This window comes from Kamptonema animale CS-326, from assembly GCF_028330895.1.
GTDB classification, from domain to species: domain Bacteria; phylum Cyanobacteriota; class Cyanobacteriia; order Cyanobacteriales; family Microcoleaceae; genus Kamptonema; species Kamptonema formosum.
The window spans coordinates 1-11,956 of record NZ_JAQMUA010000007.1; the positions used below are offsets into that span (position 1 = coordinate 1).

12 protein-coding genes and 2 pseudogenes are annotated in these 11,956 nt (G+C 44.6%); 7 read left to right on the forward strand and 7 right to left on the reverse strand.

Annotated elements, in window-relative coordinates; genetic code table 11:
* The 7 genes and pseudogenes from PN499_RS00285 to PN499_RS00315 form a co-directional block, all read left to right on the forward strand.
* A pseudogene (locus PN499_RS00285) lies at positions 1-133 on the forward strand (IS630-like element ISMae24 family transposase); the annotation flags it as partial.
* Positions 134-394: 261 nt separating this feature from the next.
* Positions 395-1,576 (forward strand): ParM/StbA family protein, encoded by a 1,182-nt coding sequence (locus PN499_RS00290; RefSeq protein ID WP_272029589.1) that lies wholly within the window; start codon positions 395-397, stop codon positions 1,574-1,576.
* Positions 1,569-2,033, forward strand: a complete 465-nt coding sequence (locus PN499_RS00295; protein ID WP_272029590.1) for a hypothetical protein — start codon at positions 1,569-1,571, stop codon at positions 2,031-2,033. Before PN499_RS00290 ends, PN499_RS00295 begins: the two co-directional genes overlap by 8 nt.
* A gap of 55 nt (positions 2,034-2,088) precedes the next feature.
* Complete coding sequence (locus tag PN499_RS00300; protein WP_272029591.1) at positions 2,089-2,934, forward strand: P-loop NTPase family protein; 846 nt, start codon at positions 2,089-2,091, stop codon at positions 2,932-2,934.
* Positions 2,931-3,614 (forward strand): DUF6753 family protein, encoded by a 684-nt coding sequence (locus PN499_RS00305; protein WP_272029592.1) that lies wholly within the window; start codon positions 2,931-2,933, stop codon positions 3,612-3,614. Before PN499_RS00300 ends, PN499_RS00305 begins: the two co-directional genes overlap by 4 nt.
* Before the next feature lie 266 nt (positions 3,615-3,880).
* Positions 3,881-4,402: a peptidase inhibitor family I36 protein gene (locus PN499_RS00310; RefSeq protein ID WP_272029593.1), complete on the forward strand. Its 522-nt coding sequence runs from the start codon at positions 3,881-3,883 to the stop codon at positions 4,400-4,402.
* Positions 4,403-4,819: 417 nt separating this feature from the next.
* Positions 4,820-7,192, forward strand: coding sequence for a coiled-coil domain-containing protein (locus PN499_RS00315; protein WP_272029594.1), 2,373 nt, complete (start codon positions 4,820-4,822; stop codon positions 7,190-7,192).
* Between the two features lie 240 nt (positions 7,193-7,432).
* On the opposite strand, the gene PN499_RS00320 is transcribed toward PN499_RS00315, so the two are convergent.
* The 7 genes and pseudogenes from PN499_RS00320 to PN499_RS00350 all read right to left on the reverse strand — a co-directional run bounded on the left by PN499_RS00320 (position 7,433) and on the right by PN499_RS00350 (position 11,924).
* Positions 7,433-9,088 (reverse strand): Eco57I restriction-modification methylase domain-containing protein, encoded by a 1,656-nt coding sequence (locus tag PN499_RS00320; RefSeq protein WP_272029595.1) that lies wholly within the window; start codon positions 9,086-9,088, stop codon positions 7,433-7,435.
* On the reverse strand, positions 9,085-10,047 hold the full coding sequence (locus PN499_RS00325; RefSeq protein WP_272029596.1) for a XamI family restriction endonuclease: 963 nt from the start codon (positions 10,045-10,047) through the stop codon (positions 9,085-9,087). The genes PN499_RS00320 and PN499_RS00325 overlap by 4 nt, the downstream gene beginning before the upstream one ends.
* A 95-nt stretch (positions 10,048-10,142) precedes the next feature.
* Positions 10,143-10,226, reverse strand: a pseudogene (locus PN499_RS00330) (DNA-binding response regulator); the annotation flags it as partial.
* A gap of 127 nt (positions 10,227-10,353) precedes the next feature.
* A complete protein-coding gene (locus tag PN499_RS00335; RefSeq protein ID WP_272029597.1) occupies positions 10,354-10,701 on the reverse strand; it encodes a XisI protein in 348 nt (115 codons plus the stop codon).
* Positions 10,677-11,105 carry an element excision factor XisH family protein gene (locus PN499_RS00340; RefSeq protein WP_272029598.1) on the reverse strand — a complete coding sequence of 143 codons (429 nt, stop codon included), beginning with the start codon at positions 11,103-11,105 and terminating at the stop codon, positions 10,677-10,679. Before PN499_RS00340 ends, PN499_RS00335 begins: the two co-directional genes overlap by 25 nt.
* Positions 11,106-11,238: 133 nt before the next feature.
* Positions 11,239-11,781 (reverse strand): helix-turn-helix domain-containing protein, encoded by a 543-nt coding sequence (locus PN499_RS00345; protein WP_272029599.1) that lies wholly within the window; start codon positions 11,779-11,781, stop codon positions 11,239-11,241.
* A complete protein-coding gene (locus PN499_RS00350) occupies positions 11,778-11,924 on the reverse strand; it encodes a hypothetical protein (RefSeq protein ID WP_272029600.1) in 147 nt (48 codons plus the stop codon). The genes PN499_RS00345 and PN499_RS00350 overlap by 4 nt, the downstream gene beginning before the upstream one ends.
* Positions 11,925-11,956 lie beyond the last annotated feature (32 nt).

An 11,956-nucleotide genomic window follows, 5' to 3' on the forward strand; every position in this document is an offset into this window, starting at 1 on the left:
TGAAATCTTATGGCGGTTTATTAAGTATGAATGGATTGAAATAGATGCTTACAAAAATTGGTCAACATTTGTGGCATCTGTAGAAAAAATTCTCCGAGAATTTGGAGAAACCTATGTAATTAATTTTGTCTGACTACTTACCAAAAGCTTCGTTTTAGCCTAAGCCGTGAGTCCGATTTTTGCGGGTGCTGGGATTCAGACAAGTGGCTGAGGGAGGGGAGGTTTTAGGAGGGTTAATAAGTAGTAAGTGCGTTTTAATCCCTCAATAGCTGTTGTTTTACAGCCTTCTTTTGAGGTAGCACGCTTGCTGCTAGTTAGGGTTATTTCTGCACGCCCAAAGGTACAGGGCTATTTTTTTACCACTCTTGAAACTTCAATTAGGAAGACCTGCAATATGAGCGAAACTACTATCGAAACTATCTGGCCTCAAGCGATCGCGGCCTACGATTACGGGGGGTCTGCTACTAAAATTCTCTACGCAGGGTCAAAGAGTCAAATTCGATTGCTGTGCATGGAACCGGAGGTCGTATCTGTACCGCAGGAATCAGTTTTGGCTTATACCAGAGACCAGTTGGGGTTAGCTGAGCCTGAGAATACGGCTTGGGTTGCTTTTAGGAATGATTACAGGGCAGTGGGGTATTTGGCGAAAGAGAGGTTTCACGCCAATGCCGGCCTTTCGGAACTCAAGTACGAGAGGGCGCTACACAAAACTCTGGCTGGGATGTGGGCGATTAAGGAAAAGCTGAATTTGCCTGCGAAATTTACAGCGGCGATCGCCGTGTTGTTGCCACCGGGGGAATATGAAGACCGAAATCGGTTCGAGCGGGTGCTGCGGGAAGCTTTAGCGGATTACCAAACTCCTACAGGTCAGATGAGCGTGGAATTGTTGGCGTTTAACTGCAAGCCAGAGGGGGGTGGCATTTACCTGATGCACAACAAGAAAGTTGGTTCTGTTTTGAAAGAGCGGGTGTGCGCGATCGCGATGATTGGCTACCGTAATGCCAGTCTGCTGGTGGTGCAACGGGGGGATGTCAGACCGGGAAAAACGAGCGATTTGGGCTTCATCCGCATGGTGGAGAGGGTGGTAGCTAGGACTTCGGGGCAAACTGCTGAGCGATTGACTCCGGCGATCGCGGTAGCGGGATCTGAGTTTAAGGCAGCTTCTTTGATGCGGTTGGCTCGCAGCACGACTAAGCAAGGGCGGGCGGAAGAAGTACAGCAGATGATAGCAGCAATCAAAGAGGCGCGGCCTGAATATGTGCGGAGTCTCACGAGTTGGTTGGATGAGAATTTGCCACCAGATTGCGATGAATTGGTGTTCTGTGGTGGGACGGCTGATTATCTCCGTAAAGAGTTAAACGAACATTACGATCGCTTCCCGATTATTTGGAATGCCGAAGTTGCTATGCCACCTATTTTGGCAAAGAAAGGGTTTGAAAATCGGCTTAATGATGTCTATGGGATGTTTTCGTATTTCAAGGGAAGTTTGAAAAAGCAGTTCAATTCTCAGGTAAGGGAAAACGCTGTTTGTGGGTCAAAAGATTCCGCTTTAAAGGAGATAATGGCTCATGGCTAAGGAAAAAGAAAGGGTTGACTTTTTGTGGCGCTATCAGCCTTTTAAATCTACTCCTGATGGAGTTTTGATGTCCTATATTAAAGGCAATTTATTGCTGCCTTCCAGAGAAATGATTCTCCAAGCTCTGCGCCCTTACTGGTTGCCGTTAGCATATCTGGAAAAAGGGGATATCGATCCAGTTATTTTAGGGAGGTTATTTAAAAATGCCGTCTATGTTCTGGAAAAGCAAGCTCTCTATTTGCGCGAGCGAGGCGGGATTGAATATCCTCCTATTCATATAGGGGGAATGCCTATTTCTTCAATACCCTCTTCGCGAGAATTACCTGCTGATATTGAGGAGTCAGACAGGTCTAGGCTGAACGGTGCTAGTTTGAGGTGTTCTCACCATGACCCTAGCAAATTGACTGCGAATGACTTGTTTGAATTAGATGATTTTGATGATTCAGGATTCGCTTGATTAGGATTCAATTGTTGATTTGTTAGAAAGTAAACGTGAAATAGAGGATTGAGATATGGCAAGTAGAAGTAGGAATTCCAAGTATCAAGTTCAGCTAACAGATTCTGTGGTTAAACAGGTTGATGAAGGAGGAGATGTAGGTATGGGTACAGCGACAGAAAACTCGAAGGGTTTCAAAGAGTGCGGCTTAGAGAAGGTTGAGAAGTCTGCTACTAAAATTCATCTGATTGATGGAGAGAAAGGTGGAGTTGGTAAGAGTTTATTTGCTAGGGTTTTGATTCAGTATTTCTTGGATAAGAATTTCCCATTTTTTGCCGTAGATACCGATCGCTCTAATCCTGATGTATCTCGGATCTATGAGAGCGTATGCCGTGAAGCTCTATTTAGTGAGGATGAGAAGAAGTTTTACGAAGCAGATCGGATTTTTGAATTGGCGTTTGAGAAGAGCGTGATTGTCAATTTACCGGCTCAGGTTTATCCTTTGGTGACTAAGTGGATGGGAAGGAACAATTTAATTGAGTTGGGGAAGCAATCTCGTATTAGTTTTTGCAAGTGGTTTATTTGCACGGGGGGCTACGATAGCGTGCAACTCTTTTTGAAATCAGTTAAGCATTTTGATAATAAGATTGCTCACGTTCTCGTCCGCAATTTGGGATTGGAGGATGATTGGAGTTCTGTGGAAGAGATGGAGGAGGTGCAGAATGCGATTAAAAAGTATGAGGTGAAGGTGATTGATTTTCCTAAGTTTTATTCGCGGGAAAGGAATGCAATTGATGCTCAGGGGATAACTTTTGATTTGGCAAGAAATAGTCAGGAACTTGGTGTGTTGGGTAGGCAGCGGATTAAGTCGTTTATGTTGTCGGCTTACGAGGCGTTTGAAACTACGGGGATGTTGCCGTGAGTTATGGTGCTGTTGATACTAAATCGTTGCTGGATATTGCTTTAGAAGGGCAATCTGAGGAGTATCGGCGCAAGGTTTTGGAGTTGGCTTTTAAGGGGAAAATTGAGCCAACTGACCCGATTTTTCTGATTTTGTTGGCTACGGGACGATTGGAAGTGCTGATTCAAGAGAGTCCGAAACCGGAGGATTTTGAGTTAGCATTCGATCAGTGGGTGGGGCGGATTAATAAGACTCTGGCGAGTTACGAACGGGTGGCGGTTGAGAAGCAAGAGGGGCAAATTGCTGAGGCTGTGAATTCTCTGGTGCGTCAGACGGAATTGACTCGGTGGAGAACATCGGCTCTTGCTTTGATACCGGCTGCGGGTATCCTATTGACGACGTTGGGTGTGGGTGCTTTGATGGGATGGATGGGTGTGCTTTGGTTGCAAGGAGGATTTGCGCCAGGGGAAGCGGTTCATTTGACTCTTGAGCAGGCGGAGACTTTGCGGTGGGCGACTAGCACTGAGGGGAAGTTTGCTCGGAATTTGATGAGGTGGAATGCGGATAGTTTAAGTAATTTAGAGTGTAAGAAAGAGGTTCGGCGTTTGGGGGTGACTCTGGAGGTGGCGGCGAGGCCGGCTACTTCGGGATTTTGCACTATTTGGGTGGAACCTGTAAAGAAGCGTAAGTTTAGGGATTAAGTGTTTGCGGTTTTATGCGCTGTAATGGCGTGTTAGACTGCAACTGCGGCACAATTAATACTTAGACTGCAAAACCTGGCTTGAGACGGTGCATTAGAGTTTTCTACGGATGTATCTGACTTTTCTCTGACATTTTCCTGACTTCGTGCGGCTGACGAAGTAAGTCTATAGAGGTTAGGTTTAGTTCAATCAGTCGTTGGTTGCTAGATCGCTACAAGGGTGCAGTGTCTTAACTTTTACAAACTTTATCTAAAGGAATGGGACTCATGGCAAATACTGCTGTGCTCTTTGGTGATGGAAAAGAGCTATCTCCAAATACTGTGAAAGCCACGCTGGATGCTATTAAAGCAGGCAGAGACATCTTCAAGGAAGGAATCGGTTTAGCTAAGGATGTTAACAAGGAGGTTCAAGATATTGCGCGCAATCTGGACAAATGGATTCACGGACACCCTCTCGATCCCAACAGTGAAGCTATTATCTGGGAAGATGCCAACTATGGCGGCTCTGCTAGAGGTTTTAGATTGCACGAGACAGTGACTAACTACCAAGACATTCACTTCAGTGGAACTTGGACTGGTGCGAATTGGAATGACGAAGTTTCTTCTGTCAAAGTATCGGGTAGTGTCATCTTTGTTGCGTGGGAACATGCCAACTTTGGAGGAAACAGGCTCGTACTTATGCCCGGTACTAGTATCCCTGAACTGAGACACGTTGCAGGTGGATGGCATGATCAGATATCCAGTTCTAAAGTGATTGAACCTAAGGAGCTTAGTACAGTTTTCACTTGATATAGCCAGACGATTGCAGTCTAACAATTCCCTTGGAGCGGACTGTCGAAGATCTCTGATTAAGTTCGAGGTTATTTGCAGCCGCTCAAGCGAAACGTTAGGCTGCTTTACCCCCCAATTGAAGCGGCACTCAAAGGTTATCTGTCAGTAACGTATTTCAGCTACCGCAAGTGCATGAAATTAGTGATGTGTCAGGGTTATAAGCAATTGTGGTTGCTCTGGGTGAGTCTACTATCATTCACAAGTTCGGCAGTCTGTGTTGATGAATGTTATTTTGACAAAATTTTCTAGAAATCTCCGGTTTTATGCTGTTAAACGAAGAATATACATGGCAAGCCATGTACTAAATCGCTCTTTGGGGCAGGGCTATGTATAGCATTGCGAACCGCGTCAATTCACATTAGTAGAGGTAGAAACATGGTCAGTTCTGCGTTGCCAATAGACACTTGGTTTCATGTGAAGCCCGAAGAATACGCTGCCATACCTCCTGAGCAGGAAGAGGCATTTAAGAAGAAACAATTCTCAATGAGAGTAGGCTATTTTGGCGGATATTCTCTTGGGCTAATTGAAGGATTGTCATCTTTAGATCGCCTTTACGAGAGCAATTCGGAGCTTTTCAAGACATTCTATTCAGAAGTAAGTAGAATTCGTCCTTCAACTATTCCTACAGAAGTTCTAATTGAATATCTTAGTAATATCTCCCAAAAGAATGCCCTTAGTAAATTTGGGTCTCTACCGGATGTTTCCGCTGGCTCTCTAGTTCCTAAAAAGCCTTTACCAAGAAAGCCACTTCCTCCTTCAAATGACGACTTAATCTCATTCCCTAAAAGTTACCAAGAAACCTTGCTTAAGCCTCAAACAGGCGTTGATACGAGCGGAGCTGCCGTTTCTATAACTCCAGGAATTGATGAGGCTTGGAGCTACTTCAAAAGAATTCTTCGTGCAAGTGGCGACGGAGACTCTAGACCTGAGCTTGATGAATCGTGTTTTGATTTTAGAACGCTCTTTAAACGTATTGATATCTCTGTAAATGATCCAGCTAGTCCTGGAAACACTAAAACGGAAAAAGTTTGGATTGGCAATGAAGCTGTAGATTTGAGCGAGTGGGAGCGTTGGTTTAGTATTGGCAGCACAGAAGGTAAAACTCAAGCTATTGTCATTTATGCCTTGAGATTTGTGCGAATGACTCTTGAAAAAGCAGAAGCCGTTTCACTACCGTCTAATACAAGTGATATTGGTGGTTTTGATCGCACTATCATTGATGGTATTCAGTCTAAAATTGATTCAATTCTAGCAGATCCAACATCTACAAGCGATGCTGATGCATCTGGTCTGCGTGGTGAACTTTCTAAAGTTATTGATGCTATCAAAAAGTACACTCAAAAAGTGGATTCTACTCCAGATGATGGTGATGTGAAGCTCGGTTTAGATATAGATCTCAGCACAGCTAAAGGGCTAATTAATCGCTTTGGTGATGACTTGACCAATCCCTCGCCAATTTTCAATCTATTCGGTCGTAGATTGTTTACAGTTTTGGTGAAGGAGAACGATGTTACCTATACTTTTCAATATGCTGCCCCATTCATCAGCGCGAGTTCTGACCGATCTAATCTGACAATCCAAGAGCAAGGTGCTGTAGGTGAAGCAACCAGCCTTTTAGGGGGTGGATTCGAGGACTTGAACAAGCAACCTTACCGTGACAGCTATTTCTACAAGAGTTTGCTTGTTGAACCACAAGAAGATTCTGATACAAAAGGGTTTCTTGATGCATTACTTCCTAAAAAGGATAGTACTGCTTCCGTCACCATCGAAAGCGTAAAAGAAACCGTTGAAGTTTTGAACCCTGCTTATGTAGCTGGTCTTTGTGCTGCTTATGCAGTTTCAATTTCGTGGGAGGGAAAAGATTTCTTCAAAGATGCAGACGAACGTGTTAAATTCAAAAACCAAGTTACAGACAGAATTAATAAATTGGTTGAAACTCAAACGGGTTCTCTTATTGAGCTTGGGGGGATTTCGACTCCGTTGCAATTTTTTAATATCTCCTATGTGATGGGTCTCAGAAGTCTTCGCTTTTTTGCTGACTTCGTAGTTGACAAAGAAGCGATGGTAAGTGGAGCAGAACTAGTTATCAGCAGGCTAAGAACTCAGTTACCTCAATTCTTTACTGATTTTCAAGACATCAATGACATTAGGGGAGCAATTGCCTATGTAGATAGAGGAGCACTGGCAGTCTACAACCGTTTAAAGGAGCAGGATGCAAAAATCTCAGAATTGAATAGCGTTGTCGCTAAACTTACAGATCAAGTTCAAGACTTAACGCTAAAGCTTGGAGAAGCAGAAACTCAAATTCAGAGCCAGAATAAAACTATTCGCTCAATTAACTCGGATCTAGATAAACTTAAGGATGAATTCAACAAATTATCTTCTTTGTCTGATCGTGTAAGGAAAGAGCTTGAGAAAGAGCTTGAGAATGCACGTAAGGAAATCAAGGAACTGGGTAATATTGTGAAACTCCTTAAAGAAGATCTTGAGTTAACGAGAGATCGCTTAAAGCAGGCTGAAGGTCTTCTTGATGCGTGGACAAAAGCAGGTCAAAATGCACAGGGTGCTCTTCAAGGAGTCGAGGTTCTCGCTTATGCCACAACAGGATTCTTAGTTGGAGGCCCAGTCGGTGCAGCGACTGGTGCATTCTTTGGTAAGGACATTGTAGATGCTGTCAGTCAAGGTAAGGCCACTATTAAACAAGGCTTAAATAGCGCAGGCAAGAAAATTAAAAGTTGGTTCAGGTAAATAAATACAGTGTTGATTAGTAGCGTTAACTTTCCAGCAACTAAGTAGCTACTTTTCCAAGCAGCCTAACGGGACTTAAACAAAAGTATCTTGAAAACAGGCTCAAGCCCAGTGGCCAAGCCAACTTAAGGTCGATTCTTCTTTTTCCTTGCTGCGACTGGGTTTGAGCCTCATTTACCCCGATCGAGCTAAACCCCTTTCCCGGAGAGGAATACAGGCCAGTTTTAGCCCAGAATTTGTTTAAGTCCCGCTAACAGCCCTGCTGGAGCGGACTGGCGAGAGTCCTTGCTGTGTTGCAAAGGCTACTTGCAGCCGCTCAGCAGAAACGTTAGACTGCGAACGTGAGTCGGTGATCAATTCGGGTAAATTCTCAACAATCTTCTGCGCGATCGCATTGCCCAATTCCCTCGGTTCCAGCTTATGCAAGCCACCCCCATATACACGCCCCTCACCCATCAGTACCTCATCAGAAATCAGATCGAGCGCCTGCCACACCTCTTTAAGCAATTCTGGCTTCTCTAAAAGCGCTTTGGCAAGAGCAGGTTTAGGATATAACATCAAATAGACATTGGTAGCCGTCGCCCTTGAATGATTGAGGATAAATCGAAAAGGTCTACCTCTACCAGTATCCTGACGGCCCATATAGGTGCACAGGAAGGGGGAAGGAGGACGCTTTTCCTGCGAATACCAGGGACTACGATGCTTACACAGGTAGCGATCGCAAATTCCCTGTTTTACTCCCATCTGCAAATATTCCCAAAGCGACGGATACTTAGCTTTCACCTCCAAAGGGGGCAAATCGCACGATAGTAAGAATAATCGACGATCGAGAATCGGATTTCCCAAGCCATCGCCCTCAATCTCATCAACTGATAACAGCCGGGGACTGGGCAAAACTGGCTTGAGAAATTCAAAGGGCAATTTGTAAGCAGAAACTTGCTCTGGTGTCAACACAAAAAAATTGTTCGCTCCCGTCGCCAGCCCCCGTTTAATAGTGAATAAGTCCTTAAGTTTCAACGGCTGTTCTTGAGAATTCACACTACCAGACATCAGTCCAAACTTAGTCCACTTAGGTGCACTGCGTAGCGACTCCACCGACACGATCAGCGACATTTTAGATGCTGTCAGACTTCCTCCATAGGTAAACTCAACAGCATGATTAGCAGGTGGCAAAGCTTTCTTAAACCAAACAACTGCGGACGTACAGAGTGCATCTTCAAACTGAACGTCAGCAGCATCGAAACAGTGAATTCGCAGTAGGGTAACGCGATTTAGCAAGTAATCTTTAATTTGCTGTCCGTAATTCACATCCATAAATCCACTGGGAATCAGCCACCCCGCTAAGCCGCCAACAACCATACTCGCATCCGCAATGCACAAGAAATGGCAGTAAAGACTAGCCAACTGACTGAGTTTGACTCCCGCTGTTTGCTGTGCTAGCTGTTGCAGCCGCAGCTTTTCAACTCGGTTCAAATGATGGTGCCGGACATAGGGGGGATTGCAAATGACTAAGTTAGCTTTTGCCTCATCAGAGTCAGGGGGTGTCGCTTGGGTAAAGTCAGCGATATTTAGATGTAGCGAAGTGTCACTCCAAAGCTTAATCGCTTCGTTCCCGTAGTGGGGGTCAATTTCATAGCCAACTGCTTTAACAATTTGCGATCGCCCAAATTGCTGCAATAATGCCGAATAAAAAGAACCTGTGCCAAAAGCTGGGTCGAGAAAACGAATTTTAATGTCTGACGGCAACAGAATTGAAGCATATTTGAGAATATCTGCTGCCAATGTTGGAGGCGTAGCAAACTGACCTAGCTTATTTCGCTGAGCCTGAGTTCTAGCTCCATCCAGTTGCGATTGCCGCAACATTCGTGTCAATTCAGTTTTCGCAGTTACATTCATATTTCAAACAGCCCCAAATCCTCAATCCGATGTTCCCAAACCCAGTCAATTCCTTCGGCCGCTTCGTAACCCAAATAGCCACTGTCAAAGTAACCGCAAAGAAACAAAATAAAACGCACGTTATTGCCGTAGCTACTCCTCAATTGAGTCATTTTAATAGCTTCTTCCTTGCGTCGCTTATTGGGATTGGTATAGTCACCGGCAGATTTCGCTTCAATCAGTAATGGGAATTGACCGGGGCTAGAATTAATTGGCGCGATCGCAACGTCAATAGGGATATTAATTTGTTTGCTGCCGGACTGTAAAAGTACCGGAATATTGAACCGAAACGAGAAAGTCCCCGGTTGCATTGTCTCAAAACTTAATCCGGCTCCTCCTCTAATGTAGGAATAACCGCGCTGTTCCAGCCATTGCTTAATCATAGCAAGCTGCCTTCGTTCTTGAGCGTTACGAACGATCGGGTCAGAAATAGCACCGCAAAGGCGATCGGCAACAATTGTTGCTGCTCTTTGAACTTCAGTCTCCGGTGGCTGCTGTCCGCTTTCTAGCCAAGGAAAAATATCTTTGTCAAGTAGCCGTGCAATAATTTGACTGATTTTTGTTAGTTCAGCATCCAGAGTTCCAATGTCTGCCCGGGGCGGAATTCGTTGTTTCTCTTCCATATTTTTGACCAGGTTAGGCGACACTCCTGCTAAACCGATCAGGCGATCGCGCGCAATTGGCGGCGCTGCCGCCATGCGTAAAATGGGCAAAACCTCTGGATGCTGTTGCAGCAGGGCAGACGTGATGTTGGTCAGATTGGCTGTTTCTGCTAAGGCGGATTCAACTTGTTGAGTGGTAGCAATGCGAGTGTCGCGGTAGGCTTTGGGAGCAAACTGCATGAACCAATTGTTATAGAAGTCTACCGACAGGGCAATATCGGGTTTCCACAAGTGTGGTTTGTCGGCATTAACTGGCACTGCACCTCCTCTAATCGCGACCCTCGCCTAGATAGCTTAGATTGCCGGAACGTCTCTGTTGTATTATCCAACAAGCCGTTGCTCTTGAGGCAAGTCTAGTCAACTAAACCAGCGCGAAGAGCTCTGACAGCAGCTTGAGTGCGATCGTCGCAAGACAACTTATTGAGGATGTTACGCACACGATCAACTATCTCGGCAACAAGCAGATTTCATTTTTGTTTGGTTTCAGAAATGCTTGCCTCTACTGCGATCGCACGCTTAAGAATTAGGCGCGATCGCCATTACAAAATGGTGGCTTTCCAGACGCTATGCGATCGCATAGCCAGTATGCTCTCGGACTTGAGGAGGATGAAACGCTAGGACAATACAATCTTTAGGTACTCCAGCAGCGACAAGTTCATCTGTGATGCCATCTTCAATCCCATCATAGTGAATCCAGATTTTGTCATTGCGAATTTCGGCATGAACGACACAGCCATGAACTCGTCGGTCATTTTCCCACCCTTCATGTACCAGCATAAAGTGGTTGCGATCGCGGCTGACAATCATATATGTAATCACATCACCATAACGGTAAGGAAGATCGGCATAATATTGAAGAATTTTCTCCAGAATCTCACGCCATTCGTCTAGGGGTTGATTTGCGGTTTCCATTGGATGATTTCCTCACTTATGAAGTCAAAAACTATCATGCGGAAGTCAGGCTCTTCTAACAAAAGTTGTCCTGCTTCCTCTTGGAATAAAGTCTCAAAGGTGTTGCGATTAACAGCTAGATAAAGACGACGATCTGGCTCTCTTTTTTGGAGCGCTCTAGCATACAAAAAGAATTGTCCCCAGGCATTTTCGAGATCGTTGATAGGAGAAGGACTAAGAAAGCTTTTGATTTCGACAGCGATTTTTTCAGACTCCCGCTCAGCAGCAATCAGTTTTTCAGCCCCCAGATCGACAAAAGCGGATCGTCTCCCTATCTTGAGGATGAGCGGGTCATCAGTAATTGTCCAACCGTCTTTAATGAGGGCGGTACGGACGGTATCATGGTAGAAGTCTTTGGCGGGCATGAAGTTTGTCCTGCTTAGGCTCCATCTGTGTCTATTCTATACTGCGGAATCTCCGAACCCTGACTCATGGACAGCTTTTTCTGATAGCACTAGGGAGATCCATACTTGCACAAAGAGCGCGATCGCCACTTTTTCATTGAACTTGCTCAACCATTTGCCGCTCTTGTTGGCTCATTGTACGATGACTGGAGAAAAGTAATTCTTCTTTAGTAACTGGCGTTCTTCTTAGAGTATCTAAAGGAACTAGAAACTCACCTTTTTGAACTTGGATTTCCAGTGCATCAATTACAAATCTTACATCCAAAAAACTCGCATCTTCATAATCATTATCTTCATAACGTTTGATTTTTTCTTCCGTCAGTCCAGCTAAATCTGCCAATTCTTTTTGACTTAGCTTAGCTGCCATGCGAGCTTTAATCAAGATTTGAGGTAAATAATCAATATCATCTAGTATTAGCACTATTGGAGTGTGGCTATCGTGAGATGTAAGCCTCTCATATTCAGCAATTTCTGCTTGTAAAGCCATCAGGTGAGATTGTTTGACATCGCAAGAAAGTTGCCACCCTTCCGGGTCTTTTTTCTTCAGTTCCTCATCTTGTTCTAACGCCCTAATAGAATATGCAAATTTTTGGGCGCATTCTTGACTATATTCATACTCTTTTTCATTTTTAATCATTTGCCATTTTCATCGAAGTCTGGAATCACTTCCTCACACCTTAACACAGATGAATGTCCGGCTCTTGAGCGTACCATTTCAGGGGGCGACAATCGCCCCCAAACCATTGCAGGGAGGATGTTTTCGGGTCTGAACTCGCTCAAAAAAGTTGGAGCTTATTGAGAATAGACTCTCA

Excerpts from the sequence above, each read along its gene's own strand:
- PN499_RS00320 (WP_272029595.1), bottom strand. The coding sequence starts at position 9,088 with ATGAATGTAACTGCGAAAACTGAATTGACACGAATGTTGCGGCAATCG.
- PN499_RS00290 (WP_272029589.1), top strand. The coding sequence starts at position 395 with ATGAGCGAAACTACTATCGAAACTATCTGGCCTCAAGCGATCGCGGCC.
- PN499_RS00335 (WP_272029597.1), bottom strand. The coding sequence starts at position 10,701 with ATGGAAACCGCAAATCAACCCCTAGACGAATGGCGTGAGATTCTGGAG.
- PN499_RS00340 (WP_272029598.1), bottom strand. The coding sequence starts at position 11,105 with ATGCCCGCCAAAGACTTCTACCATGATACCGTCCGTACCGCCCTCATT.
- PN499_RS00345 (WP_272029599.1), bottom strand. The coding sequence starts at position 11,781 with ATGATTAAAAATGAAAAAGAGTATGAATATAGTCAAGAATGCGCCCAA.
- PN499_RS00300 (WP_272029591.1), top strand. The coding sequence starts at position 2,089 with ATGGCAAGTAGAAGTAGGAATTCCAAGTATCAAGTTCAGCTAACAGAT.
- PN499_RS00315 (WP_272029594.1), top strand. The coding sequence starts at position 4,820 with ATGGTCAGTTCTGCGTTGCCAATAGACACTTGGTTTCATGTGAAGCCC.
- PN499_RS00295 (WP_272029590.1), top strand. The coding sequence starts at position 1,569 with ATGGCTAAGGAAAAAGAAAGGGTTGACTTTTTGTGGCGCTATCAGCCT.
- PN499_RS00310 (WP_272029593.1), top strand. The coding sequence starts at position 3,881 with ATGGCAAATACTGCTGTGCTCTTTGGTGATGGAAAAGAGCTATCTCCA.